Source organism: Roseibacillus persicicus (genome assembly GCF_014651675.1).
Taxonomy (GTDB): Bacteria; Verrucomicrobiota; Verrucomicrobiia; order Verrucomicrobiales; family Akkermansiaceae; genus Roseibacillus; species Roseibacillus persicicus.
Genome location: NZ_BMXI01000011.1, coordinates 26,430 through 52,747, shown reverse-complemented (window position 1 = coordinate 52,747; position 26,318 = coordinate 26,430). Strand labels below are relative to the sequence as shown.

20 protein-coding genes are annotated in these 26,318 nt (G+C 56.6%); 15 read left to right on the top strand and 5 right to left on the bottom strand.

Features of this window, described 5'->3' with window-relative positions:
• Positions 1-45: 45 nt before the first annotated feature.
• A complete protein-coding gene (gene ilvD, locus IE099_RS13205; RefSeq protein WP_189570604.1) occupies positions 46-1,749 on the bottom strand; it encodes a dihydroxy-acid dehydratase in 1,704 nt (567 codons plus the stop codon).
• Between the two features lie 129 nt (positions 1,750-1,878).
• A complete protein-coding gene (locus tag IE099_RS13200) occupies positions 1,879-3,666 on the bottom strand; it encodes a POT family MFS transporter (protein WP_189570601.1) in 1,788 nt (595 codons plus the stop codon).
• 135 nt (positions 3,667-3,801) lie between these two features.
• Between IE099_RS13200 and IE099_RS13195 the strand changes: the two genes are divergently transcribed.
• On the top strand, positions 3,802-4,896 hold the full coding sequence (locus tag IE099_RS13195; RefSeq protein ID WP_189570599.1) for an NHL repeat-containing protein: 1,095 nt from the start codon (positions 3,802-3,804) through the stop codon (positions 4,894-4,896).
• A gap of 59 nt (positions 4,897-4,955) precedes the next feature.
• On the opposite strand, the gene IE099_RS13190 is transcribed toward IE099_RS13195, so the two are convergent.
• Positions 4,956-6,062, bottom strand: a complete 1,107-nt coding sequence (locus IE099_RS13190) for a transposase (protein ID WP_189570597.1) — start codon at positions 6,060-6,062, stop codon at positions 4,956-4,958.
• Between the two features lie 331 nt (positions 6,063-6,393).
• Between IE099_RS13190 and IE099_RS13185 the strand changes: the two genes are divergently transcribed.
• The 5 genes from IE099_RS13185 (at position 6,394) to IE099_RS13165 (ending at position 12,727) form a co-directional block, all read left to right on the top strand.
• Entirely contained in the window at positions 6,394-7,473 is a 1,080-nt protein-coding gene (locus IE099_RS13185) for a sugar-binding domain-containing protein (protein ID WP_189570595.1), read from the top strand.
• 3 nt (positions 7,474-7,476) lie between these two features.
• The gene (locus IE099_RS13180; protein WP_268244922.1) at positions 7,477-9,612 is read left to right on the top strand and encodes a glycoside hydrolase family 2 TIM barrel-domain containing protein; all 2,136 of its coding nucleotides are present in this window, start codon (positions 7,477-7,479) and stop codon (positions 9,610-9,612) included.
• Positions 9,613-9,763: 151 nt separating this feature from the next.
• Positions 9,764-10,645, top strand: coding sequence for a family 16 glycosylhydrolase (locus tag IE099_RS13175; RefSeq protein ID WP_189570591.1), 882 nt, complete (start codon positions 9,764-9,766; stop codon positions 10,643-10,645).
• A gap of 36 nt (positions 10,646-10,681) precedes the next feature.
• Positions 10,682-10,840, top strand: a complete 159-nt coding sequence (locus IE099_RS13170) for a hypothetical protein (protein WP_189570589.1) — start codon at positions 10,682-10,684, stop codon at positions 10,838-10,840.
• A 60-nt stretch (positions 10,841-10,900) separates the two neighbouring features.
• On the top strand, positions 10,901-12,727 hold the full coding sequence (locus IE099_RS13165) for a SulP family inorganic anion transporter (RefSeq protein ID WP_189570587.1): 1,827 nt from the start codon (positions 10,901-10,903) through the stop codon (positions 12,725-12,727).
• 6 nt (positions 12,728-12,733) lie between these two features.
• Here IE099_RS13165 and cutA read toward each other — a convergent pair whose 3' ends face one another.
• A complete protein-coding gene (cutA, locus tag IE099_RS13160) occupies positions 12,734-13,054 on the bottom strand; it encodes a divalent-cation tolerance protein CutA (RefSeq protein WP_229809517.1) in 321 nt (106 codons plus the stop codon).
• Between the two features lie 98 nt (positions 13,055-13,152).
• On the opposite strand from cutA, the gene IE099_RS13155 reads away from it, so the two are divergent.
• From IE099_RS13155 to IE099_RS13115, 9 genes are all read left to right on the top strand, one after another.
• Positions 13,153-14,346 (top strand): two-component system sensor histidine kinase NtrB, encoded by a 1,194-nt coding sequence (locus tag IE099_RS13155; protein WP_189570583.1) that lies wholly within the window; start codon positions 13,153-13,155, stop codon positions 14,344-14,346.
• Between the two features lie 55 nt (positions 14,347-14,401).
• Positions 14,402-16,591, top strand: coding sequence for a tetratricopeptide repeat protein (locus tag IE099_RS13150; protein ID WP_189570581.1), 2,190 nt, complete (start codon positions 14,402-14,404; stop codon positions 16,589-16,591).
• Between the two features lie 47 nt (positions 16,592-16,638).
• Positions 16,639-17,445 (top strand): bifunctional hydroxymethylpyrimidine kinase/phosphomethylpyrimidine kinase, encoded by an 807-nt coding sequence (gene thiD, locus IE099_RS13145; protein ID WP_189570580.1) that lies wholly within the window; start codon positions 16,639-16,641, stop codon positions 17,443-17,445.
• Positions 17,446-17,518: 73 nt separating this feature from the next.
• A complete protein-coding gene (locus tag IE099_RS13140) occupies positions 17,519-20,041 on the top strand; it encodes a tetratricopeptide repeat protein (protein ID WP_189570577.1) in 2,523 nt (840 codons plus the stop codon).
• A gap of 17 nt (positions 20,042-20,058) precedes the next feature.
• Positions 20,059-20,466: a Minf_1886 family protein gene (locus IE099_RS13135; RefSeq protein ID WP_189570575.1), complete on the top strand. Its 408-nt coding sequence runs from the start codon at positions 20,059-20,061 to the stop codon at positions 20,464-20,466.
• A 47-nt stretch (positions 20,467-20,513) separates the two neighbouring features.
• A complete protein-coding gene (locus tag IE099_RS13130) occupies positions 20,514-21,743 on the top strand; it encodes a 4-hydroxy-3-methylbut-2-enyl diphosphate reductase (RefSeq protein WP_189570573.1) in 1,230 nt (409 codons plus the stop codon).
• A 56-nt stretch (positions 21,744-21,799) separates the two neighbouring features.
• Entirely contained in the window at positions 21,800-22,774 is a 975-nt protein-coding gene (locus IE099_RS13125) for a SurA N-terminal domain-containing protein (RefSeq protein WP_194598390.1), read from the top strand.
• Positions 22,775-22,838: 64 nt separating this feature from the next.
• Positions 22,839-23,924, top strand: coding sequence for a 3-dehydroquinate synthase (aroB, locus tag IE099_RS13120; RefSeq protein WP_189570569.1), 1,086 nt, complete (start codon positions 22,839-22,841; stop codon positions 23,922-23,924).
• A 385-nt stretch (positions 23,925-24,309) separates the two neighbouring features.
• A complete protein-coding gene (locus tag IE099_RS13115; protein ID WP_229809516.1) occupies positions 24,310-25,839 on the top strand; it encodes a cryptochrome/photolyase family protein in 1,530 nt (509 codons plus the stop codon).
• 6 nt (positions 25,840-25,845) lie between these two features.
• Here the strand turns inward: IE099_RS13115 and rnhA are convergent, their stop codons facing one another.
• Positions 25,846-26,316, bottom strand: coding sequence for a ribonuclease HI (gene rnhA / locus IE099_RS13110; protein WP_189570567.1), 471 nt, complete (start codon positions 26,314-26,316; stop codon positions 25,846-25,848).
• Positions 26,317-26,318: the final 2 nt, after the last annotated feature.

The window sequence follows — 26,318 nt, the reverse complement described above, 5'->3', positions numbered from 1 at the left end:
AAACCCTTGCGGGCAAAAATCGAGGGGCCTTTCGACCCCATGCTGTTAGAGCGATCCGTCGGTCACCGCACCTTGGCTGGCGGTGGCGGTCAGCTTGGCAAACTTGGCTAGGACACCACGCTTGTAGTGCGGCTCGGGCTGAACCCACCTGGCCTTGCGGGCAGCCATTTCTTCTTCGCTGACCTTCATGTCGATGCGATTACTGACGGCATCGATGGTGATCTCGTCCCCTTCTTCCAAAAGGCCAATGGGACCTCCGTCGAAGGCTTCGGGAGTGATGTGACCGGCAACGAATCCGTGGCTTCCACCCGAGAATCGTCCGTCAGTGATCAACGCTACGCTATCTCCCAATCCGCGGCCCATGACGGCAGCAGTGGGCCCCAGCATCTCGCGCATTCCGGGTCCGCCCTTGGGACCCTCGCGACGAATCACGATCACATCTCCAGCCACGATGGAACCATTCAAAATCGCGGTCATGGCATCTTCTTCGCACTCGAAGACCCGCGCCCGACCAGTGAAGGACTCCCCTTCTTTGCCAGAAATCTTGGCCACTGCACCACCGGGGGCGAGGTTGCCGTAGAGAATGCGCAAGTGACTGTCCTTCTTGATGGGATTGCTGAGCGGACGAACCACATCCTGCCCTTCGGGATACTCCAAAGGCGAGTTTGCCAGGTTCTCGGCAACGGTCTTTCCGGTCACGGTCAGACAGTCTCCATGGAGAAGTCCCGCCTCCAACAGCATCTTCATCAACGGCACGGTGCCACCAATTTTGACGAGCTCGGCCATCACATACTTTCCGCTCGGCTTCAGGTCCGCGAGAACTGGAACGCGCTTCCCAATTTCAGTGAAGTCGTCGATGGACAGCTCCACTTCGGCAGCGTGTGCCATCGCGAGAAGGTGAAGAACGGCATTGGTCGAACCGCCGAGAGCGATGACCACCGTGATGGCGTTCTCGAAAGCCTTGCGAGTCATGATGTCGCGCGGCTTGATGCCTTTTTCCAAAAGGTGCAGCACCGCCGCTCCGGCATCGAAGCAGTCGCGCATCTTGTCGTCGCTGACCGCCGCCTGCGCCGAGCTGTTCGGAAGACTCATACCGAGCGCCTCAATCGCGCTGGCCATGGTGTTGGCGGTATACATCCCGCCACAAGACCCGGCGCCGGGGATGGCGGATTCTTCCACCGCCTGCAACTCCTCATCGGAGTATTCACCGCTGGCGTGCTTGCCCACCGCCTCGAAAACCGAAACGATATCGAGCTCTTTTTCCTCACCTTTCAAGGTCGCGCAACCAGGCAAAATGGTGCCGCCATAGACAAAGACCGACGCGCGATTCATCCGCGCCATCGCCATCACGCAGCCGGGCATGTTCTTGTCACATCCGCCAATCGCCACGTAGCCGTCCATGCCTTCACAGCCCACTACGGTCTCGATGGAATCGGCAATCACCTCGCGGCTGACGAGAGAATACTTCATCCCCTCGGTGCCCATGGAGATGCCGTCGGAAATGGTGATGGTATTGAAAATCACAGACTTGCCGCCCGCCGCATCGACTCCCTTGGCCGATTCCTTGGCGAGCTTATCAATGTGAAAATTACAGGGCGTGACCTGACTCCAAGTCGACGCCACCCCAATCTTTGGCTTCGTGAAGTCGTCCTTCGTAAAACCAACCGGGTACAACATCGCCCGCGAAGGGGCTCGATCCGCACCATCCAATACTTGGGAAGAATACTTCCGCTTGTCCGAGTCGCTCATGAGGCGGGAGAATCCCTTCTTACCTCAATTTCGTCAAGCCAGCTCCTCAGGATGTCGAATCATGGGGAAATTCGCTTTTTCCAAACGAATTGGCTCCTCCACCCACGACACTCCTAAATCTCGCGGACCCTAGTCGTTCAAGTAAGTCTTTTCCCGATAGAAAAAGGCGAAAGGCACATAGGCGACGGCGGTGCCGAACATCAGCCAGGTGAAGAACATGAAGTAAGAAGCGCCTTCCAACTTGGTCTGCCCACCGGCGTAGTCGCTGCGACTCAAGGGGCTGGCGTTGGGGTCGGGCTCCTCTTCGATGATGCCGAGTTCGATTTTCCGCTTCGCCAGCCAGCTGCCCTCAGCATCACGGTTGATTTCTTTCACCCCCACGATGGTTCCCAAATCCCACTGGGTCTTGGATTCCTTATCAGGGCCGTCGGAAGAGATTCGAGCTTTGGACGAACTGAGCAAGGTGTAGCGCAAGGGAGCACCCCACGGATCCTTGATCTCCGCCAGAAGAGCCTTCCCTTCCTCGGCGCTGGGCAGTCTTTCGTTCTCCGCAAAGGCGGCCTCGATCTGAGCCAATCCTTCCCCCAGCTCCTCGGTCACGGGCGAACCGATCGATTCCTCGCCCATCACGAGATCATCGGCGGTTCCGACTTTGCCATCGAAGCCCGGGTGAGGCTTCTTATCGACCAGCTCGACCTCGTCGATGAGGATGAAGCTGTTGATCCATGAGGTCGCCTTGTTTCCGACAAAGACGGAAAGCAAGAAGACCGCCATCACCATGGACTTCATGGTCTTGGGAGCCTGGGTGTATGAGAATTCCAAAGCCACGATGGAGACCATCACCTCAGACGCGGTGATGATAACGAAGGCCAACAACTGCCAGGCAATGGACGGACGCTCGCCGGCGTCAATCCACGTCTGAATCAACGCCACCAAGCCAAATGAGGCAGCCATCACGAACAGGCCGATGCCGATTTTCCGCAAAGGAGTGAGCTTGAAGACCTTGTTCACCGCCGGATAGACCAGGAAGGTAAAGAGCGGGATGAAGGTCAGAATCAAAATCGGATTGAGCGCCTGAATCTGGGACTCCAGCCAAGTCACTCCCAAGAAATCGCGGTCCATCTGCGCGGCCTGAAAGACCCAGGACGAACCCGTCTGATCAAAGAGCGCCCAGAAAGCGGCGATGAAGATATAGAGCGGAATCAACTTTCCCAAAGCGGTGAGACCTTCCTTCGAGGTCAGCTCGCGGAAGAACTCTTTCCCCCCAGGAGGAACGTGGATGAACTTGTGGCGGCCCAGCCAGAAAAGCAGAGTCGCCAGCGCCATCAGGACCCCCGGGACGCCGAAGGCCCAGTGGGGACCATACCACTCTAACAGCCACGGCGTCATCAGGGTCGAAACGAAGGAGCCCAGATTGATTGAGAAGTAGAACCAGTTGTAAATCTTGGTCAGGAGATGGGAATTCGTTTTGCCGAACTGGTCGCCCACGTGAGCGGAGACACAGGGCTTAATCCCGCCCGAGCCAATCGTAATCAGAAGCAAACCCGCGAAGAGCCAAGTGGTAGAACTGCCCACCATCCCCATGCAGGCCAAGGCCGCATGACCGAGGCAGTAGACGATGGAGAGCAGAATGATGGTGCGGTATTTTCCCAAGAAGACATCGCTCAAGAGAGCACCTAACAAGGGGGTGAAGTAAACCCAGGCCACAAAGTCATGATAATGCGCAGTGGCCTCGGTTTGGCTCATCGGGGTTCCCCCATTCCCGTCCATGAGAAAGAGATACTTGGTCATGAAGATCACCAGAATGGTCCGCATGCCGTAAAACGAGAAACGTTCGGCAGCCTCGTTGCTGATGATGTAGGGAATACCCGGCGGCATTCCGACGTGGTCCCCGGGCTTGGTTTCGTACTTGGACATAATCGCTTGCGCAAAGTGAATCGCAAACACCCCGAAAACGCGATGGCTTTTTGCTCCAGTTGTTGTCCAGCCCGGAAAAGTTGACATTTCAGTCAGAATTCGAACTCTTGGGCAGTTACAATCTAACGATAATCCATGAAGCCCCCTATTCTCGCCCTCACCCTCGCGACCCTCCCGCTTTTTGCACAATTTCAGCCCACCGAAGAGGTTCGTCCTCTAACAGAAGAAGAGAGCGTGCTCGGTCACAATGGCCTCCGCTATCAAGTTGACCGCGATTGGGCGAAAGTGGATCGCGAGCAAGCGCCCGTAGTGAATGCCCACGCCATGGTCGCCAGTGACGACGGCTTTTTCTACCTCGTGACCGATCATCCCAAGAATGCGGTCCTGGTCTTTCAACCTGATGGCACCTACGTCCGCAGCTTTGGTGAAGGCCTCAAGGGCGGTCACGGCATCGACCTGGTGAAGGACGGCGACCGCGAGTTGATCATCCATGTCGATTGCGGCTGGGAATTCAGCGCGGAAGGCAAGGCTACCAAGAAAACGGGCTCGGTGAACCTGCTGACCAAGAATGGTGAGCTCGTCCGCACCCTCCCCTCTACGGTGGATTTGGGTCTGGAAAAAGAAGGCACCTATTACGGACCTTGCGATGTCGCGGTCACGGCCGACAACGAGATCATCGTCATCGATGGCTACAGCAGCAACCGGGTCCTGCACTTCACCCTCGATGGCGAACTGGTGCGTCATTGGGGTGGGCGGAAGTCAGGCGAGCACGCTGACATTTCCAACGGACACGGCATCTCCATCGACGATTCCGACCCTGCCAATCCCGTGCTGTGGGTGAGCTCGCGCGAGCAAAACCAATTGAAGCGTTTCACTTTGGAGGGTGACTATCTCGACACCATCGAACTCCCCGGAGCCTACGCCGGACAAGCGGTTTTCCACGGTGATCACATCTACACCGGAGTCTGTTGGTCCAAAGATCCCAAGACCGGCAAAAGACTCAACAAAAGCGGATTCGTCGCCGTCTTGGATCGCAAAACGCACAAGGTCGTCTCCGTCCCGGGAGGCAGCGAGCCACTCTACACCGACAACAAACTCTCCCCCCTATCCCAGGCCCAGTCGGTCTTTCTCCATGTCCATGATCTGATGGTCGACAAGGAAGGCAACATCTACGTGATGGAATGGAACGCCGCATGTCGCTATCCCTTCAAGCTGACCCTGCAGAAATAAGGGCCGGTGGCAGAGCTTTCTATTTGCTAGCAAGCCAACCTAGAGGCGGCGAAGCTGACTCAGGTGACAACGTCTTTTTGCAGTTGCCGCAGGTTATAGATTCGTTGGGGCTTGGGGACAACCTCAAGACCCCTTAACGGACGGGAACCGTCTTCACGTTTGGGCGAGAAATGCTCCCTTGCCGATTGGAAGACTTCTTCAACAAAAGACTTTGAGCCAAGGGCCGCTCCATCGCTGAAATAGCGCACTCGGCAGCGGAGGTAGTCACTGCGCTTGAGTCGACCTCCTTCCTTCATGACCTCTAGAGCCTTCTCGCGCGAGATCCGGACCCGGAAGACATGCGCTTTTCCGCCTTGCTTCTCTTTTTGAAGCTCTTCTTCGCGAGAATTTTCAGTAAATGGCACACCAAAGAGGTAACATCGCCATCTCTCGAGTGCTTCTTTGTTAGAAACCCCGGCCGTATCTGAGTCTGGTGCAAGCTCTACTCCGCCCAAGCTATCGACGCGAAAACTTTGCAGCCACTGCAAGGCATTTTGCGCCAACTTGCCTCCCGCCAAGGCTTCGCCATAGCTGCACCAGCGGTAGTCCTTGGGATCCTGGCAAATCTCCGCCCGCACCGGATTGAGGTCGATGTAGGCGGCCATCGTCTTGATGGCGGCGCCTTTTCCTTCCACCAAAACCGAACGAAAGCGGTCTTCCCAAAGGGTGCCACGACGATTGTGGCGACCGTTGAACCATTGGGTGAAACGCTGTTTGAGAACCTTCATGTAGCGGCTGATATCCCACATTCGGCTGAACCACCTTTCGCGCAATTCCTCAGCTGATTTGTCATTTCCCTGGCCTCGATAGTGGGACAGTTCCCACTCCAATTCCGTCGCAGCCTCATCCCCCAGACAACTGCGAACATGGGCAACTAAACCCGCATCATCGGGCAATTTCGAGTCATCCGGACGCTGCGGAACCTCCACGAGAACGTGAAAGTGATTGGACATCACCGCATAAGAAATCACCCGCAAGCCGTAGAGCTTTTCGTAGAGACGCATGTAACGAACGAACTGCTCTTTCTCCGTCTCCCCCAGCAAAAACTCCCGCCCCACTACCCGGGAAACGCAATGGTAATAGGCTTGGGCATGACCGGGGGGAACTTTGACGCGGGGTCGTCTCATTCCGGAAACCTGCCAAATCTCGCTCGTCGAGTCAATTTTCTTTGGAAAGGGTCAGGCATTTTTATTGATGATAATAAGCTTGGGCATGCCCGGACGGAACTTTGACGCGGGGTCGTCTCATTCCGAAAACCTGCCAAATCTCGCTCGTCGAGTCAATTTTCTTTGGAAAGGGTCAGGCATTTTTATTGTTTTTATTGCGCACTGCCGCCACTAACCAGGCAGTCAATGAACGGGGGTCCAGATAGGCCCCTTGTTTTGCAAAGCAGCCATATCCCACATCCACTCTCGACCTTCCCAATTCTTTCTAATAAGAAGAGGGTGAGCGCCTAATATGAAAAGCATCCCCCTCCTCTCTCTTTTCCTCACCTTTCCCCTCTTCGCCAACCCCGATTGGCAAAACGAAGTCCTTTTCGAAGAAAACAAGCTCCCCGCCCGCGCCACTTCCTACTCCTATCAGACCGAATCCGAAGCTCTCACCGCCGACCGTGACGCCTCCCGCCTTCTTAACCTGAACGGGACTTGGAAATTTCACTACAGCCCCAAGGACACTGAGCGCCCCACGGATTTCTTTGCGAAGGACTTCCCAGGCGAAGGCTTCGTCGATACCCCCGTCCCTTCCAATTGGGAACTTCAGGGCCACGGCCAACCGATCTACACCAACATCGTCTATCCCTTCACTCCCAAGGAGTCCTTCGAAGAGAAATACGATTGGAAAGGCCCCCAGCCCCCGGTCCCTCCCTCCATTCCGCGCGACAACCCCGTTGGCTCCTACTTCCGCGACTTCGAAGTCCCCGCCGACTGGGCCAACGACTCCATCATCCTCCACTTCGGTGGCGTGTCCTCGGCCTTCTACCTCTGGGTCAATGGCGAACAAGTCGGCTACTCCCAAGGCTCGCGGCTTCCTGCTGAATTTGACATCACCGACTACGTTTCCAGTGGCAAGAACCGCCTCGCCGTCCAGGTCTTCCGGTGGTCTGATGGCTCTTACCTCGAAGACCAGGACATGTGGCGCCTCTCGGGCATTCACCGCGAAGTCCTTCTCCTCGCCCAGCCGAAGGTCTCACTCAACGACTTCTTCGTCCGCACCAAATTCGATGACCAGCTCGAAGACGCCACCCTCGAAATCCGCCCCAAGCTCTGGGTCAAAGACACCGCCTCCAAACTCGAAGGCTGGCAAGTCACCGCCCAGCTCTACGACCCCGAAAACACCCCCGTCTTCGAACATCCCCTCGCCACCCCTGCCGCTGACATCTACAAAGAGCGCTGGCCCGCCCGTGACCTCAACCCCTTCGCCCTGCTTAAAGGCGAGGTGAAGGCCCCCAAAAAATGGAACCACGAGACCCCTCACCTTTACACCCTCATCCTTTCCGTCAAAGACGAGACCGGCCGCCTCGTCGAAGCCCGTTCCTAAGCAATTGGCTTCCGCAAAGTCGAATTCAGCGAGAAGAACGAACTCCTCATCAACGGTATGCCCATCAAGCTCATGGGCGTCAATCGCCACGACCACCATCCCGTCCGCGGCAAGGCCCTGACCCGTGAGGACATGGTCGCCGACGTGAAGCTTCTCAAAAGATTCAACTTCAACTCCGTCCGCACCGCCCACTACCCCAACGACCCATACTTCCTCGAGCTTTGCAACGAATACGGTCTCTACGTCATGGACGAGGCCAACATCGAAACGCACCACATCGGGTCCCTCATCCCCACCACTCCTTCCTGGACAGCCTCCCTCATGTCCCGCGTCATCCGCATGGTGGAACGCGACAAAAACCAGCCCTCCATCATCTCGTGGTCCCTCGGCAACGAATCCGGCACTGGACCCGCCTTTGCCGCCGCCGCCAACTGGATTCGCTACTACGATCCTAGTAGATTCGTTCACTACGAAGGAGCCCAGGGCGATATCTTTGACTCCGAATACCGCGAAGAACCCGGCGTCGGTTACACCTCACAACAATGGCCTACTATGGCCAATCCCGACGACGCCGATTACGTCGATGTCATCTCGCGCATGTATCCCAATCTCGTGCAGCTCGTGAACATGTCCGAGAACCCCAAGATCGAGCGCCCCATCATCATGTGCGAATACCTCCACGCCATGGGCAATTCCATCGGCGGGCTCGGCGATTGGTGGGACGAAATCAACGCCCGCCCCAACCTCATCGGCGGCTTCATCTGGGACATGATTGATCAAGGCCTCGAACAAACCCATGAACCCACGGGCCAGAAATACTTTGCCTACGGCGGCGACTTCGGCGACGAGCCCAACAGCGGCAACTTCTGCCTCAACGGCGTCTTCGCCTCCCGCCGCACTCCCAACCCCCATGCCCACGAATGCAAATACGTCTTTCAACCCGTCACGTTCGAAAAGGGCAAGACAAGTAGTGAAATCAGAATCACCAATCGACTCAATTTTACAAATCTCGACCAATTCACGCTCCGCTGTGAGCTTTCCGTCGATGGCTTGATCGACGACACAAAACCTCCGTTGTTCGAAGGACCAGTTGACCTTGGACCAGGAGAGAGCACGACAATCTCAGTCAACGCCATGACCCCCGATTTGAAGCCTGAAAAAGAATATTACTTGAACCTTTCGCTTCATGAAAAATCCGACCGTCCTTGGTGCAAAGCGAACCATCAAGTCGCCCACGAGCAACTACACTTTTCGGGACGGTGGCCCGCTCCTCCCATATCTAACGGTCAACTTCCTGTTCGAACAGAAACCGGCGACACCTTTACCATCACCGGCTCCAAATTTTCCGCCACCATCAACAAAACCACCGGCCACCTCACCTCCTACATACTGAACGGCACCGAACAACTCCTCACCCCCCTCCAGCCTAACTTGACCAGACCCAAAACCGACAACGATGCCCGTGCTGCCAACTCCCAGCGGGTCACCAAAGCCACTACTTTTTGGACAAGCCAGCTCAAGAACCTTAAAACCACCTCCGCCACAGCCGAAGCCCAGAACAACGGTCAGGTCGTCACCATCATCCGCGAGACTCCCAAGGTCCAACTCACTCTCGCTTACACCGTCCACGCCGACGCGACTATCGGCGTCGCCATGGAACTCGTCTCCAACGAAGGCAATCCCGACCTCATCCGCGTCGGCATGACCACTGGCATCCCCTCCGACTACGTCTCCACAACCTACTACGGCAACGGCCCTCACGAAAACTACCCCGACCGCAAACGCTCCGCCATTCTCGGCCTCTACGAATCTCCCACCGACGATCTCTTCCACAACTACGCCTTCCCCCAGGAAAACGGGAACCGCACCGACACTCGTTGGCTCAAACTCACTAACACAGAAAACTCCGGCCTCCAAGTCACCGGCGACCCCGAGTTCGGATTCTCCATCTGGCCCTATTCCGCCGAAAACATCGAACAAGCCACCCACCCCTACGAACTCGAGCCCCAAGGCTTCTACACCCTCAACCTCCACGCCACTCAAACCGGCCTCGGCGGCACCCTCTCCAACATCCTCGACAAATACCTACTCGGCCCCGGCACCTACTCCCTCGATTTCCGAATCACGCCTTCCAACTAGGAACGGAACGCGGCTGCCTCCCCGGATTTTTTCCCAATGTTTTTCTCTCGGAGCCAATTCGGCAAAACTCCACAAACTCGAAGGCGCGACCGGTCGCAGCTACGATCTTCAGCTCTGTAAGAAATCGTTGAAAATCTGCGTCTTAGACCTTGTGAAACATTTGTTACGGACGTTGTTCTGGGTTCCTGCAGTCTGTGTGGCACAGGATTGGAAGGGTTTGGAGGTTCCTGCCAATGCGGGCGACGGAAAGAGCTGGGTCTTGCAGGCGACCTCGGACAGCTTTGACTACGCAATCGGTCCGGTCGGGGAACTTGAGGACTTCGACAAGCGCTGGGATCGGTCCTTTATCAATCGCTGGACGGGGCCGAGCATGACGGAATGGAATGCGGGACATAGCTATGCGACCAACGGGCACCTCGGAATTGCATCGAGTCGGAAGAAAGGTGAAAAGGTCGTTTACACGGGGATTGTGACATCTAAGGAATCCTTTACTTATCCGGTTTATGTGGAAGCGCGGGCGAAGTTGAGCAAGCAGGTTCTGGCGTCGTGCGTGTGGATGTTGAGTGACGATTCGACGGAGGAGATTGATATCATCGAGGCCTATGGCAGCGATCGGCCGGATCAGAAGTGGACCGCGGAACGCCTGCACTTGAGTCATCATGTTTTTATCCGAAAGCCATTTCAGGATTATCAGCCAACGGATGAGGGAAGTTGGTTTGCGAGAGAGGGCACGATATGGGCCGATGATTTCCACCGGGTCGGAGTCTACTGGAGAGATCCCTGGCATCTGGAGTACTATGTGGACGGGAAGTTGGCGCGGACCGTGTCGGGCAAAGACATCATCGATCCCAGAGGATATACGAATGGAAAGGGTCTGACCAAAGCGATGAAAATCATCATCAACCAAGAAGATCAGCAGTGGCGCTATGACCAGGGAATCACTCCGACGGACGAGGAATTGGCGAATGTGGAGAAGAGTATCTTCTGGGTGGACTGGATACGAGTCTACAAACCGGAGGCGAAGAAGGAGTAGGCGGGGGAACGCGTTCGGAGGGAATGAGAGTGACCATTGGACCCTCTCGCCCTTGAGAAGCTCACTCCCCTCTCGCAATCCCAGTCCATCTTTCTGCATGCCCACGATCTGATGATCGACAAGGACGGCAACATCCACGTGATGGAATGGAACGCCGCTTGCCGCTATCCCTTCAAGTCGACCCTGCAGAAATAAAGGGCCGGTGGCAGAGCTTTCTTTTCCAAAGCTTCTCCCATCTGTTAGCCTTGCCCTCCGATGCGGTTCTTTTGGAAACATCTCCGGCGCAAGGCGCGCAACAGCAAGTTGGAAAGCTTGCCGGATCTGTTTGCCATTCGGCACCATCGTGCGCACTTCACTCCGAACAACCTTGCCCACGATGCCAAGGCTTCGCTCAACGTCTCACTCCTCGCCATTCCGCAGGGCATGGCCTATGCCACTATCGCCGGACTGCCCATCGTCAATGGTATCCTGTGCTCGGCAGTTGCCTCTTTGGTCGCTCCAATTTTTGCATCGTCCCGCTTCACCATTCTCGGACCCACCAATGCGACATCCTTCATGCTCTTTTCCAGCCTTGCAGCGGGCACCCTGGGGATAGAGAGCGTACCTTTTCTCGTGATTCTGGTGGGACTGCTTTCGGTGGCAGGATCGCTACTGAAGATGGCCGACCTTCTGCAGTTCATCTCCCGCTCGGTCCTCGTCGGCTACATCACCGGAGCCGCCACCCTCATCATCTTCAACCAGCTCAAGCCCCTCCTCGGCATCTCGGGATACTTTGAGAAAACCGATGGCCGCACCTTCCCTGCTCTCGTCGCGAAAATTGGCGAAAATCTTCAACACGCTTCCTGGCAACCAGCCGTGCTCGGGCTTCTCGCACTCACCCTTTTTCTGGTGCTCCAGCGCTATTTGAAAAAGCTGCCAAACTTTGCGCTCACATTAATCATCACCTCACTGGCGGCTCTGCTTTTCCCACGCGAACAGCTCGTCTTTTTCCAAGATTTTTCCCTCAAAGACCTCTCGCCATCCTTCCCGCAAATCAACGGCTTCCAGGACTTGGTGAACCAGACGTCGGTGCTTCTCCCTATCGCCTTCGCCCTCGCTTTCCTCGCTTCGTTGGAAAACACCGCGATGTCCAAGTCGCTGGCCTCGAAGTCCGGTGATCGCCCCGATGTCAACCAGGACATGTTCTCGGTTGGAATGGCGAATCTCGCTGCCTCGTGTCTCGCCGCGATGCCCGCTTCGGGTTCCTTGATTCGCTCGACGCTCAACTACTCTTCCGGCGCCCGCACTCCCTTCGCTTCCATCTTCTGCGGGGCGATTTGTCTGGGCGCCACCTTCCTCTTCGCGACCATTCCGGTCGTGTCCCAGATTCCCAAAGCGGTGCTGGCCGGCCTCGTCATCGCCATCGCCATCTCTCTGGTCTCCCCAAAAAACATTCGGGTCTGCCTGCGCTCCACCCGCTCTGATGCCTTGGTTCTAGTGACCACCTTTTTGGCCACGCTGCTGACTCCGCTCCACGTCGCCATCTTCATTGGAGTGGCCCTTTCGGTAGCGCTCTTCCTGCGCAAGGCCGCGGTCCCCCAGATGGTGGAGTATGCGGTGCACGACGATGGCGACTTGCGCGAACTGGGTGAAAAAAGACCCCGCCCCAATCCCGAAATCTCCATCGTGCACGTCGAGGGAGATCTCTTCTTTGGCGCCGCCGAACTCTTTCGCTCACAGATTCAGCGGATCGCAGCCGACCCCAATCTCAAGGTCATCATCTTGCGTCTCAAGAACGCGCGGCACCTCGACGCCACCTCCGTGCTGGCCCTCGCCGACCTCATCAAATTCATGCGGGAAAACGACCGCCACGTTCTGGTCTCGGGAACTCCCCGCCCGGTCTATCGGGTGCTTAAGAAATCGGGTGTTCTCGATATTTTGCAGGAAGGGACCAGCAAAGAAGAAGGGACCTCCAACCTTTTCATGTTTGGCCCCTCCAACCCCAACATCTCGACCCGCAATGCCCTCCTCCGCGCGCAGCAACTCCTCGGCACCAAGCAGGCGGACATCTCCATCTTCCACGATGCGAACAAGGACAAATAGTCCCTTCTACTCGGCAGCCGTCCCTCGCAAAAACGCGAGATAACCCTCGCTGCCAGCCGCGATATCCAAGGCGATGATTTCGGGTTCCTCGTAGGGGTGGAGCTCTTGCAAGGCCTTTTCCAAAGCGGGATAGTTTTCGGTGGTGGTTTTTAGAAAGGCCAGCACTTCACTCTCTTCACAGACCTCACCCTTCCACCGATAGATGGACGTCGCGCCGGGCAGCAGATTGACGCACGCCACCAGACCTCGCTCCACCAATTGACGAGTCACGTCACGGGCGCTGGCTTCGTCAGCGAAGGCGGTAAGAACGACAAGGGCATCAGTCATTGCCGACATCACAGTTGAGCGAAGTCCCCACGCCAAGCAGAAAGGCACGACCTGCAGACTTGGAATCACCGCCGCTTTGAGGAAAGCTGCGCCCGCCCATGAAGTCCTCGTTCATCGACAAGCTCCTCTCCCGACTCGATCGCCTTTCTCCCAAGCAGGTTCAGTCGTTGGTAGACCGCTTGCTACGCGACAAAGGCTTCTTGGAATCCGTTTTCGAAGCTCTTCGCGAAGGCGTTCTGATTCTAACACCTGAAGGGCAAGTCACTTTTCTGAATTCAGCCGCAGCCAGACTCTTTGGCCTGGATGCGGAAAGGGCACTCGGAGAACCGCTTTCGAAACTCGTCCGCGGACTGGACTGGAACACTCTCTCAGGAGGAAAGAACCCCTCCGTGGTCTCCCGCGACCTCGAAGTCTTTTACCCCGAGCACCGCTTCCTCAACTTCTACCTCTCCCCCATCGTGGAAGATCTAGAGGGCACCCCACGCCACTTGGGAACCGTGATGCTGGTGCGCGACCTCACCGAAACCCGCCGCACCAATGAAGAGAACCTGGAGTCCGAAAAGCTCAACGCCCTCACTCTCCTCGCCGCCGGTGTGGCGCACGAGATTGGCAATCCGCTCAATTCGCTGGGGATTCACTTGCAGCTATTGGAACGAAAAATCAAAAAGCTCCCGCCCGGCGACAGCGAGCCACTGATGGAACACCTCTCGACCGCTCGCATGGAGATCGGACGCCTCGACACCTTGTTGCAAGAGTTCCTCCACGCCATTCGCCCCGCTCGAGCGGTGATGCAACCTTGCCAACTCAATGAGCTGATTCGCGACACCTTAAAGACCCTGGAGCCCGAGCTGCTCTCTCGCGATGTCAGCGTAAACCTGCACCTGCACGAGAACCTGCCGGAGCTGCCTCTCGATCCCGACCAGATTCGACAGGCGCTCTTCAACCTCATCAAAAATGCCTATCAGGCGGTTCCCGCTTCCGGGGGCGAAGTCACTATCGGCAGCACGATGAGTGAACATGAGATCTTAGTCCGGATCGCGGATAGCGGTGCGGGCATTTCGCCTGAAGTGCTCGGCACTCTCTTCGAGCCCTACTCCACGACCAAGGCAGGCGGGACAGGTCTCGGCCTCCTCATCGTGCGAAGAATTCTGCGCGAACACGGGGGTGAGATCGAAATTCAGTCGGAAGAAGGCGATGGCACGCGCGTGACCCTCCACTTCCCCCGCACCAACAAACGCGCCCGCATGCTCCCCGCGCCAGAGCCCGAGGAAGACGATGTCATCGAAGTCTAGTCAGCCAAAAATTCGAGCTTTGCCTCGTGGAACTTTTCCCTACACTGCACAGCCCATGAAGGACGCACACACCTTCTTCCGGGTCTTGGTTCTGAGCCTTATCTCCACGCTATCAGCTTGGTCTCAGGACAATACCGACCCGTCGAAGCTCGACCCCTCCGACATCTACTTCCAAGGGTGGATGGCCCTTCGCGATGCCGATGAATATCAAAAAGAAGAGGACTACCCCAAGGCCTTTGAAGCAGCCACCCGCTGCAAACGTCTCATTGATACCGTCTCGCTCTATCACCCCCAATGGAAACCCCACCTGATCGAGCGCAAGCAGAAGGAAGCGGTCTCTGTTTTGGAAAAAATTGCCCCCCTCCTCCCCGAAGCCAACCGCACGGGACTGCAGCTTTATCGAGGGGACAAGCAAAAGTCCGCTACCCCGACGACCCCGGGACTAACCCCGGCCGAGATCGTCCAAGCGACCCGGATTCAACGCGAGCTGAAGGAAACCAAAGCCCGCCTCAATCAAATGGACGATGTCCGCAATGCCGATGTCGCCCGTCTGCAGCGGCGCATCAGCGAGCTCACTGCAGAGCGGGATCGCTTGGCTGAGTCGACCTTGAATCTTGAGATCAAAGAGCTGAAGAACCGCATCGATCTGGTGGAAGACGAGAAGAGCATTCTCGCCCGACAGCTCGCCGACACCCGCACCGAACTCAGCGAAGCACGCAAGCGAATGGCTGAACTGGGTGACAAGGAAAAGGAATCGCGCAAGGTCGCCAATCAGCTCAACGCCCTTTTGGAGAAAGAACGCGGCGTCGCCAACGAGGTCATCAACGGTCTCCGCGCGCAACAAAAGAAGCTGAGTCAGGAGCTCACCGAAACCAAGCAGATGCTACTCGCCGAGCGCAAACAATCCGAGCGCTTGGAACGCTTGCTGACCGATGCCCGTGGCGAAGTCGAGACGCTCACCAGTGAGCGAAATCACCTTCTGAAGGAAAGAGACCACCTCGCCGAACTTCTTCAACTGAATCAAGGCGACCGGATTCAACGCCTCATCGAGCAAAACATGACCCTCGCCCGCAATCTGCGCGAAGCGGAAGAAGCGATGAAGAATCTGGCCGAGAACAGCGACGCCAAGACCGAGGAGCTCCTCAATGCCGAACGCGATTTGGCAATGGCCAAGTCGCAGATTATCGAGCAGCGCCAAGAAAGCGACTCCGAGCTGCAGCGCCGCTTGGGCTTGGAGCGCAAATTGAAAGAGGCTTACGAAGAACTCAAGGCCCGCGAGTCTCTCGCCGACATGGACTCCGACCTTCTCGAGGAGAACCGCGAGCTTCGTTCGGTGGTAGAGAAACTTTTGGTCACGCAAAAGCGTCGCCGCGAGGAAGCTGAGATGTTGATGAAAATCGCAAAGGAGAAGCAAGACGACCCCGACTTTGCGCAAGCAGTCGAGCAACTCGTCGGCGAAGAACTGACTTTGACGGCCGACGAACAGGTTTTGGTGGAGGCAAGTCGCTCCGACGGCCAGTTCACCCTCCCGACTGGTCGCAATGATCCCGAGCAGGTTCAGCTCAGCAACGCCCAGCTCCGGCGCTACATCTCCGCGCTGGGAACTGCGATTGAGAAGGCTTACGCCCGGGGAAAAACCGAGGTTGCCCTCGATCTCTGCGAACAGCTGCTCGACGAGCACCCCGGTCACGTTCCCACCATGCTGGACCAGGGGGTCATTAGCTTGAAGATGGCTCTTCCCGAGCAAGCCATCGATTCCTTCAACAACGCGATCACAATGCAAATCGCGCCCCTCCCCTACGCCCACTTCATGAAGGGCGTCGCCTATCATTCCCTGGGCCGCTTTGCGGAAGCGCAAAAGGAATATGAGATTGCGATCCAACTCAACCCCTCCAACGCCGAGGCACACAATCGTCTTGGTGGGATCCACGGCCAGATGGGACGCCTCGGCGAGGCTCGCGAACACTTCGAGATGGCCCATCGTTTGGACAAAACCAAGCTGGAGCCCCTCTTCAACCTGTCCGCCCTTCACCGCAATATGGGCGAAGAGGACGCGGCCCTGAACTACTATCGCCAGTTCCGCAAATTCGGTGGCCAACCGAATCCAGAGTTCGAAAAGCTTTTGGCGAAAGCCCAGCGCGAGGCCGCCCCTGAAGAGGCGGAAGCGGAGGGCGCTCCGGTGATTGCCCTGCCCGAGGGGGAACAGGCGGAGACCTCCACCACGATAGTCGCGGAGCCCAATTAACAGAAAAACCGAATGCCCGGGCCCGACTGCCCCGGCTTTCTTCTTTCATGTCCAGCCCCCCAGTAGCGCTCACTATCGCCGGTTTCGACACCTCGGCGGGCGCCGGTCTGCAGGCTGATCTACTGACTTTTCACAATTACGGCTTTCACCCCCTCACGGCCATGACTTCCCTGGTGGTGGAGACCCCTTTGGAAGTCACCGCCACGCGCCCCGTGAGCGCCACCGACTTGGAAAACCAGGTTCACCTCCTTCTCCATACCTACCCCATCGCAACAATCAAGATCGGTCTCCTGGCGCATCCGGACCAAGTCCTAGTCTTGGCCAAATTGCTGAAAAACCTCGATCTCCCAATCGTGCTCGATCCCGTGGGAATCTCTTCCACCGGGTCAGCCATGCAAATGGCTGGCACCTCCGAGGCCTTGGCTGAGCATCTCGCTCCCCTCGCCTCTCTCATTACTCCCAACTTGCCCGAGGCCCTCTCCCTTTCCCAAGAGCCCACGAACACCGCCCCCAAGGAGCTCGCCCGCCGTCTATCCAGACAGTTGCGCTGCGCGGTTCTCCTCACCGGTGGTCATCATGGCGAAGGTGACGAAATCTCGGACTTTCTGGTTTGGGAAGAAGGCGAGGCCACTTTCCGCGCCTCCCGCCTGTCCAGCCCAGCCTCGCTCCATGGAACCGGCTGCGTCCTTTCGTCCGCAATATCCGCCGAATTGGGCTTGGGACGGGGACTGGAAAAAGCAGTCGCAAGTGGTCGGGACTATCTGCGAAGCTCGTTGGCGCATTATCACAGCTTCCCCTCGCAAGAACCCCTGCTGGCTCTCAATCATCACCTCCGATCAAGCCACGACGAATGATTGCTTCCCCTCCGGTCTCGCGCTAGCTTTTTGAACTGGAAGGCGATGTTGAGTCGCTTATCCATGAGAACCGATGATGTTTTTGCGACTCTTTACAGCCCTGCTTTTCTTGCTAACTGTTTGTGTAACAGCTCAGGAAGAAGATGCAGCCATCGTCGAAGCCAATCGGGCCGAGACCTGGTTTGCCGAGGCCGATCGTGTGTATGAATACGGAAAGGCCCAACAATTGGAGAGCAACTTCTCCGAAGCCGCGAGGGCTTTTGCCGCCTGCATTCCCATGTTCGAGCGCTTCGCAAACACCTACCCCAAGGACCCCGATGCCCCGAAAGCCGTCTATCGCGCCGGAGTTGCCGAACTCTTGATTGGCCGACGCGAACGGGCGGAGACCAAATTCGTAAGTACCCTGATGATGACCAAGAAGAGGGGGCAAACAGCTGCCGCCGCCGCTTTTCGATTGGGAGCATTGGCTTACAACGACGAATACTACAAGACCGCCCTGCCTCACTTCTCGGTTGCCGCCAGCCAAACCGATAAAGCGGATCTGCGGCACAAGGCCTTGAACTACGAAGCCCGCTGTCTCCTGCAAACCCAGCGGATTCCGGAAGCGGAAAAGGTTCTTTCCAAGCTAGTCAACGACCCTGATGAGCCCAACGACTACCGCGACCAGGCTCGCCTTGCCCTCGCCCACATCGCAGCCACCTCCAACCGCTTGCAGGAGGCCTTCGAGCTCTACCTCACTCTTGCCGAGATTCAAACCGTCGAACCCGCCCTTCTCGGTATCAAAGCTCAAGCCATCGTCCACGGCGGAATGACCGCGATGCGCCTGGGAAATACCGACCAGGGGCTTGAGATGCTCAACACCGCCTTGAAGACCATCGGATTGCCCGATGAGTCCAAAGCCGAGGCCCAGCTGATGCTGATGCAGCACGAATTCGCCGCCGAGAACTACAATCGCGTGCAGGAGTTGTTCCGACTCGGACCGTTCCGTGCCGCCCGTCCCGAGACTACGGCGGAGACCCTTCTCTACGCAGGGCGCTCTTCCGCCAAGCTCGGTCAGCACAATGCCGCGGTGGAGATGTTCTTGGGAGTGGACCGCGCTGTTCCCAATACCAAGATGGCCTACGAAGCCAGCTACCGGAAGCTCCTCTCATTCTACGAGATGCGTGGCACGAACCTCCCGGAACTCACCGCCTCCTTTGTCGAACTTTATAAAGACAAATACCCCAAGAGCCCCTGGATTCAGCAGGCTCGGGTGATGCGGGCGGAGACCTATTTCAGCTTCGAGGATTACGCCAATGCAACCGCCGCTTGGGAGAGGGTGAACTTTTCCCGACTTCCCAAGAATCTCCAAGGTCCCTGCCTGTTCAAGAGTGGCTGGGCTCTGGTCGAGAATGGCGACTACAACAGCGCCATCGGAATTCTCTCCGAGTTCATCTCACGCTATCCGGATTCGGAGGACTACTACGCGGCCATCGCCAAGCGTGCCCAATCCTACCTCGAAGTCGGCGACCGCATTTCCGCTTTGACAGACTGCGAGCGCATTTTGGAACGCAAGGAGGAAGCTCCCGCACTGGCAGCGTTCGCCCTCCAGCTTTCCGGCCGCCTCTACCGTCTCGAACGCCGGAATGACAAGATGTTGGAGGCCTACCAGACTCTCCTGAAGGATTACGACAGCCTGAGCCAAGACACGGTGGCTCGCGCCAATTACAACATCGGCTTGGGATACTTTGACGAGGGCGACTTCGAGACATCATTGGTCTATTTGAACAAGGCCCGCAACTTGGTGCCCGAGTTTTACGAAGACCCGGCCGGCACCACCATCGCGCTCTGTCACTATCGCCTGAAAGACGCGGAAGAGCTTCGCAAGGCCGTGGCCCGGCTCTATGCAATCAACCCCGAGAAGCAACTCCCCCGCCGTCTTCTGGTGTGGCTTGGCCTGCAGATGTATGAAAAGTCCAACTTCCCTGCCGCCGACTATTACCTCTCGCTAGTCACCGCCAAGGACGAGCCCGGAAGCACGGAATTGGGCATCTGGAAAGCTTTGGCCAAATCACGACTTGAGGTTCCCGGACAAGAATTGCGGGCCCTCGAAGCCATCGAGACCGTCCTCGCAACCGAGAACGATGCCTTCTGGCGCTGCGACGCCTTTTTGGACAAAGCCAATGGCCTCATCGCGCTGGGTCGCTGGGATGAGGCGGAAATTGCCGCTCACCGGGGTCTCGATCTCGAGCCCCAGGGAACTGTGAAGGCCGGTCTCCATCTTGCGATTGGCGACATTTCGCTGGCGCGTGCCGATTACAGCGCGGCAGCCTCCTCCTACGTGCGGGCAGCCGAGTTCTTCCTCAACGATGCGGTGATTCAACCTTTGGCCCTCTACAAGGCCGCCTGGTGCCTCAACAAGGCTGGCGATAGTCAAGCAGCCGAAGCTTTCGAGGAACGCCTCCGACTGGACCACCCCGACTGGAAGGCCCCCCATAGTTTTAAAATCAAGCCCGGCTCAGCCCTGAATCACAATACGGCCGAACAGCCCGAACCAGTTCCCCAGAACGAGGAAGAAGCGGCTCTTCCCGCCGGCATCCTTCCTGTCAGCAACTGACATTTTTCACTTTCGTCATGCACGCCAGCGCCTTCCAAGAGGCCATTTCAGCCATTGTCCAACGGGATTCCCGTTTCGATCCCGATGCCTATTTCTTTCTCAAGGAAGCCCTCGACTTCACCGTCAAGCGCTCCAAGGAAGAGAACGAGGGCGAGAACAGGCATGTCTCGGGTCCTGAATTGCTGGCAGGCTTCCGCGATTTCGCCCTGGAGCAATTCGGCCCGATGGCAGCAACCCTCCTCCGCGAGTGGGGGGTGCGGCGATGCACCCATGTGGGAGAAATGGTCTTCGCTCTGATTGGCGAACAAGTCTTCGGAAAACAGGATTCCGATACTCTCGAGGACTTTGGCGACATCTTTGATTTCGAAGAGGCTTTTGTCCTGCCCTTTCTTCCACAGGAGAACATCCACCACCCGGCGGCTTAACCTTTCTTGACAAGCAGCCCCTCCAGACCGACTTCCCTTTCCCGATTATGAGCTCTACCCCTGCCACCAAAAAGGCCAAACGCGTCAATGTCCGTCGTCCCGAAGTGATGGAACTGGTGCAAGCAGAAGTTGAAAAGCACTACCGCTCGGCGGTGGTCGAGAAGCTCAAAAAGCTGGGCGGCACCCTCACTATCAAGGACACCACCATCCGCCTCGCCCAACAATTTGGTTTTTGCTATGGGGTCGAGCGCGCCATCGACTTGGCCTATGCTTCCCGCCGCGTCTTTCCCGAGCAAAACATCTACCTCATCGGTGAGATCATTCACAATCCCGAGGTCAATCGCCAGCTCGCCCAGATGGATATCAAGACTCTTCCCTGGAAAGAGATGAACGAGCAGTATGAGGCTCTGACCGAAGAAGACGTGGTCATCGTGCCCGCCTTCGGAGCTCCCAGCGAGTTCATGGACAAGTTGGCAGAGAAAGGGTGCTACATCATCGACACCACCTGTGGTGACGTGATGAAGGTTTGGCGGCGGGTCCGCACCTACGCCAAGTCCGGCGTGACTTCCATTATCCACGGGAAAAAGGGCCATGAAGAAACCCGTGCCACGGCTTCCCGGGCCTTGGGCGAAGCAGGCAATGGCCACTACCTCATCATTCTCACTCTGGCGGAAACCGACTACGTGTGCAAATACCTCTCCGACGGAGGCGACCGGGACGAGTTCTTCGCTCGCTTTGCAGGCGCAACCTCACCGGGCTTCGATCCTGATATTCACCTCACACAAGTTGGAGTGGCCAATCAGACCACGATGCTGAAATCCGAGACCGAGGAAATCCAGAAGCGCGTCCGTGATGCCATCATGAAACGTGATGGCGACGACTCCAACTTTCTCGTTTTCGACACCATTTGCGGTGCCACCCAGGAGCGACAGGACGCCCTCTTTGAGATGCTGACCGCCCCCATGGATGTTCTTTTGGTCGTGGGCGGATACAACTCGTCCAACACCAGTCACCTGGTGGAAATCGGACAGGAAGAGCTGCCGACTTTCTTCATCCAGGATGCCGACTGCCTTTCCTCTCTCGAGACCATCGCCCATTACGATTTGGAGCAAAAGACCGAGATTCAGTCAGCCTACCCCAACAAGCTGCTCTCGAAAGAACCCACCGTCATCGGAGTGACCGCCGGAGCGTCTTGCCCATCCAACCTCATCGAAGCCACCATCCTGAGAGCCTTCGAGCTGCGTGGCATTTCGCGTGATGAGGTTTACGCCGCCTAAGAAAAAACTTCGAACAACCTGTCAACGCTTTCAGTCCAAAAACCTACTCTCCCATGATGCGTATCCTCTTATTCCTCTCCCTCTTCTCGACTCTCGCGGCCAAGGAGTTCGAGATCACCTCGATTGCAGCCAAGGTCAACGGACACGCCATTACCAAGAAAGAGGTTGAATCTCTTCTGGCTCCCCGACGGGAGGTCCTCCAGACCATGTATCCCCGCCAGGGTGAGGTCTATCAGCGACGCCTCAAGGAATTCCGCGACAACATTCTGGAGCAACTCATCAACAATGAACTGCTCCTCTCGGAAGTCGAAGGCCGGGCCAGCATCCCCGACCACGTCGTCGAACAAGAAATTGCCCGCATCGTCCGTGAGGACTACGATGGCAAGGAAAAGGAGTTCAACGCTTTCCTGCGCGAGAATGGATTGACCCGACGGGGTTTCCGCGAACAACAGCGGGAGCAGATTCTCGTGCAAGCCTATCGCTCCCAGCAGTTCAGCGACATCGCGCCCCCCACCGAGAGCGAAATCAAGGCAAAGTATAACGAGCGAAAAATCGCCATGCGGGACCGCACCAAGGACACCATCGATTTCCAAAAAATCTTTTTAGTCTCCCGTGACCGGCTCGACCCCAACGTCACTCCCGAGCGGCAACTTGCTTTGGCGGAAAAGATTTTCCTCGAGCTCAAAGGCGGCGCCGACTTCACGGAGATGGCTAAAAAGCATTCCGACGGGGCATTTGCAGACAAAGGCGGCCTCTGGGAAAACACCCCCCGAACCGACCTTTCTCTCTCATTTGGAGATGCCCTCTTTGAAGAGTCCAAGGCGGGAGATTTAGTCGGCCCCCTCAAGGACCCGGCAGGCTTCACGATCGTGAAAATTCTCAAGATCAACTATGGCCCCACTCCTCCCTTGTCGAACAAGGACGTCCGCGAGCGGATGAAGAAGGAAGTCGATATCGAGAAGCGGACCGAGAAGTATGACGCGTGGATCAAGTCGCTGAAGGCGCACGCGATGATCGAACGGAAAATGTGAAGGAAATTGGCTCTGCCGGTTCTTTTTCGTTTTTCATCGCTTCGATTTCCGTTTTGCTCACCTCGTGCCCACCGAAACAGTTTCTCTCGCTTCCGCCCGCTACGACATTCTCGTCGAAACAGGCTCCCTCCAAAGACTGGGGCAACATGTTAAAATTGCCGGACTCAGCGGGAAGGCCGCCATTATCTCCGACGATAATGTTGGCCCCCTCTATCTCGACACCGCCCTCAGCTCTCTAACAGAAGCGGGCTACGCGGTCACTACTCACCTCTTCCCCGCAGGCGAGGCCTCCAAGTCAATGACCCGGGCAGACGAGCTCTGCCGCAGCCTTGTGCAAGCCGGACACGACCGTTCATCATTCGTCGTCGCACTCGGTGGTGGCGTCACCGGTGACCTAGCGGGTTTCGTCGCGGCAATCTACTACCGGGGCGTTCCAGTCGTCCAAGTCCCAACCACCATCGTCTCCCAGGTCGACTCATCCGTCGGCGGCAAAACAGGGGTGAATACTCCTGAAGGAAAAAACCTCCTTGGCTCCTTCCACCAGCCTTCCCTCGTTCTCATTGACCCCGCAACTCTCACCTCCCTCCCACCTCGCGAATACCGCGAAGGCTTTGCCGAGGTGATCAAACATGCCGCCATTCGCGATGCCGCCATGTTGGCCGAACTGGAAGCGCTCAATCCCGACGACGTCCCTCCTCCACCCGAGCTTCTTCTCCGCAACCTTGCAATCAAAGCACGCATCGTGGAAGACGACGAAAAGGAGACCTCCGGAACCCGCGCGCTCCTCAACTTTGGCCACACCATTGGTCACGCCATTGAGGCCTCCGTTCCCTACGGACAGCTTTTACACGGCGAAGCCATTTCGCTGGGGATCCGCTCCGCCCTGTATCTCTCCGAGAAACACTCGTCCCTCGGCGCAAGCGACCGCGACCGCATCCTCGCACTCCTCAAGCAATTCCAGCTCCCTCTCACTTTGCCAACCGGGCTCACGACGAGTTCTCTTGTGGAAAAGATGAACCGCGACAAAAAGTTCTCGGGCGGACAACGCACCTTCGTCCTCCTCTCCGAAGCCGGAAAGGCACACACCAGCAAGGAAGTGACTCCCGAATCGGTTGAAGAAGCAATTGAACTGCTCCGGACCCCCTGCTGAGAAAAGGAAGTTCTCAGAATCGACTTCCCCCACCCTACCTCGTCGTTGAGGTAGGAAAAAAACAAGAAGTGCAACTGACCGGATTTTTCGAGAAGGAAGGGACCCGAGAGAAGATCCCAAAATGGTTCAATAAGAACAACCCGCTACAACTCAAACAGTTTAAGGATGACAAACTACCCAACGATCCCAAAGCTATCAAACCCATGGCTGGAGTATTTTCTCAACTCGAAGGCATTCGGCGATTGGGAGCTACTGACGGTTGAAGAAGGCTTATATCTTTAAAAAAAATCAGGCTCCATCCGGGTGCGCAGAGTCCCAACCGCAACTGCAAAATTGGTTATCAAAACTCGCCGGCGGGCAGGTTTAGGAGCTGACCCACATCAACTTGCGCAAACAGACTTTGCGGCCATATTGCGAAGTGCCAGCCGACTTGACCCTCATCTTCCCCCACCAACTCTTCGCCGAACATCCCTCACTGGAGAAGAAACGACCGGTCTATCTGCTGGAAGACCCCCTGCTATATGGCATCGACCGCCATCAGCCTCTTCCGGAGCTCCATCCTTTCAAGGCCGTCCTTCACCGGGCATCGCTCTTGGCCTTTCAGGAACGCTTGGAAAAGGAAGGCTTCGAGGTGCAACTGGTGTCTCTCCCGACTTCCCCGGCGACGACTGAATACCAATTGGAGAAACTTCCTCTCGCACAACTGACCCGGATTCACCTCGCTGAAGTTTCGGACTATCTCATTGAGCGAAGACTCATACGATTCGCGAAGCGAAACGACATTGAGCTCGTCACCAGTCCCTCGCCCAACTTCCTGTCTCCTTCCGAATTTCTCGAACGAGAGTTTCCCGAAGGGAAAAAGCCCTTCATGGCTCGATTCTATCAGCACCAGCGTCAACGAATGGACATCCTCATGGAAGGAAGCGAACCCGCAGGCGGCCAATACTCATTCGATGAGGACAACCGCAAAAAGCTGCCGAAGGATCACCCGGTTCCCGACGCTCCTGCCTGTAAACCCAACGCCTTTGTCAAAGAAGCGGCAAAGTGGGCCGACAATCGCTTTGGGAAGAGTGAGGTTCCTCGCGAATCTCTTCCCTACCCCGTAACCCACCGCGACGCCGAAGCTTGGCTGGAACAATTTCTCACGGAACGTTTTCAAGAGTTTGGCCCCTATGAAGACGCCATCTCCACCCAGCAACGCACACTCTTTCACTCCGTTCTCACCCCCATGTTGAACATCGGCTTGCTGTCGCCGGAGCAAGTGGTCGAGCGCGCTTTGAAGGTTGGGAAAGAGAAAGAAATTCCTCTCAACTCCCTCGAAGGCTTTATCCGTCAGGTCATCGGCTGGCGCGAGTTCATGAAGGCGATGTATGACCAAAAAGGCGTCGAAATGCGCAATCGGAATTTCTGGAATTTCAATCGCTCCATGCCCCAGGCCTTCTATGACGGCACTACAGGAATTCCCCCCGTCGACGATGCCATTCGCCATGCGCGGGAGACCGGATACTGCCACCACATTGAGAGACTGATGGTGCTGGGAAACTTCATGTTGCTCTGCCGCATCGACCCCGATGACGTCTACCGCTGGTTCATGGAGCTCTTTATCGACGCTTACGATTGGGTGATGGTCCCCAATGTCTACGGGATGTCCCAATTCGCCGACGGTGGCCTATTCACCACCAAACCCTATCTCTCCGGTTCCAACTACATTTGCAAAATGTCCGACTACAAGAAGAGCAAAGATTGGGCTCCCATCTGGGATGGGCTTTACTGGACCTTCATTGATGACCACCTCGACATTTTTGCCAAAAACCACCGCCTCTCCATGATGGCGAGAACTTGCGAACGAATGAGCCCCGACAAGAAAGCCGAGCACCGTCAGAATGCCGAAAGTTTTCTCCAGCAGCTCAAGTGAAGATCTCTAAGCTGAGGCCTCGAAACCGAAATCCTCAATCAGTCCCTCTCCGTCGGCGGCCTCGGTGGCCAGATCGTCGCAGCGCTCATTCTCGGCATGGCCAGCATGGCCTTTCACCCAATGCCAAGTGACCTCATGCTTGGCCCGGAGGCGGTCCAACTCCTGCCAAAGGTCGGCGTTCGCCAGTTTCTCGCCTTTGCCGCGCTTCCAGCCCTTCTTCTTCCAGCCCTCGATCCACTTCTTGTTGTTGGCGTCGACCAGATACTTGGAATCGGAATAGATCTCAACAGAACAGGGCTTGGTCAAAGCAGCCAGACCAGCCATCGCCGCCCTTAACTCCATCCTATTGTTAGTGGTGAGACGATATCCCTGACTCAACTCTTTGGTAAAAGTTCCACTCTTCAAAATGGTTCCATATCCACCTCGACCGGGATTTCCCCGACACGAACCATCTGTATAAATCTCTACTTTCGTCATTC

Excerpts from the sequence above, each read along its gene's own strand:
- ilvD (WP_189570604.1), bottom strand. The coding sequence starts at position 1,749 with ATGAGCGACTCGGACAAGCGGAAGTATTCTTCCCAAGTATTGGATGGT.
- IE099_RS13200 (WP_189570601.1), bottom strand. The coding sequence starts at position 3,666 with ATGTCCAAGTACGAAACCAAGCCCGGGGACCACGTCGGAATGCCGCCG.
- IE099_RS13195 (WP_189570599.1), top strand. The coding sequence starts at position 3,802 with ATGAAGCCCCCTATTCTCGCCCTCACCCTCGCGACCCTCCCGCTTTTT.
- IE099_RS13190 (WP_189570597.1), bottom strand. The coding sequence starts at position 6,062 with ATGAGACGACCCCGCGTCAAAGTTCCCCCCGGTCATGCCCAAGCCTAT.
- IE099_RS13185 (WP_189570595.1), top strand. The coding sequence starts at position 6,394 with ATGAAAAGCATCCCCCTCCTCTCTCTTTTCCTCACCTTTCCCCTCTTC.
- IE099_RS13165 (WP_189570587.1), top strand. The coding sequence starts at position 10,901 with ATGCGGTTCTTTTGGAAACATCTCCGGCGCAAGGCGCGCAACAGCAAG.
- cutA (WP_229809517.1), bottom strand. The coding sequence starts at position 13,054 with ATGACTGATGCCCTTGTCGTTCTTACCGCCTTCGCTGACGAAGCCAGC.
- IE099_RS13155 (WP_189570583.1), top strand. The coding sequence starts at position 13,153 with ATGAAGTCCTCGTTCATCGACAAGCTCCTCTCCCGACTCGATCGCCTT.
- IE099_RS13150 (WP_189570581.1), top strand. The coding sequence starts at position 14,402 with ATGAAGGACGCACACACCTTCTTCCGGGTCTTGGTTCTGAGCCTTATC.
- thiD (WP_189570580.1), top strand. The coding sequence starts at position 16,639 with ATGTCCAGCCCCCCAGTAGCGCTCACTATCGCCGGTTTCGACACCTCG.
- IE099_RS13140 (WP_189570577.1), top strand. The coding sequence starts at position 17,519 with ATGATGTTTTTGCGACTCTTTACAGCCCTGCTTTTCTTGCTAACTGTT.
- IE099_RS13135 (WP_189570575.1), top strand. The coding sequence starts at position 20,059 with ATGCACGCCAGCGCCTTCCAAGAGGCCATTTCAGCCATTGTCCAACGG.
- IE099_RS13130 (WP_189570573.1), top strand. The coding sequence starts at position 20,514 with ATGAGCTCTACCCCTGCCACCAAAAAGGCCAAACGCGTCAATGTCCGT.
- IE099_RS13125 (WP_194598390.1), top strand. The coding sequence starts at position 21,800 with ATGCGTATCCTCTTATTCCTCTCCCTCTTCTCGACTCTCGCGGCCAAG.
- rnhA (WP_189570567.1), bottom strand. The coding sequence starts at position 26,316 with ATGACGAAAGTAGAGATTTATACAGATGGTTCGTGTCGGGGAAATCCC.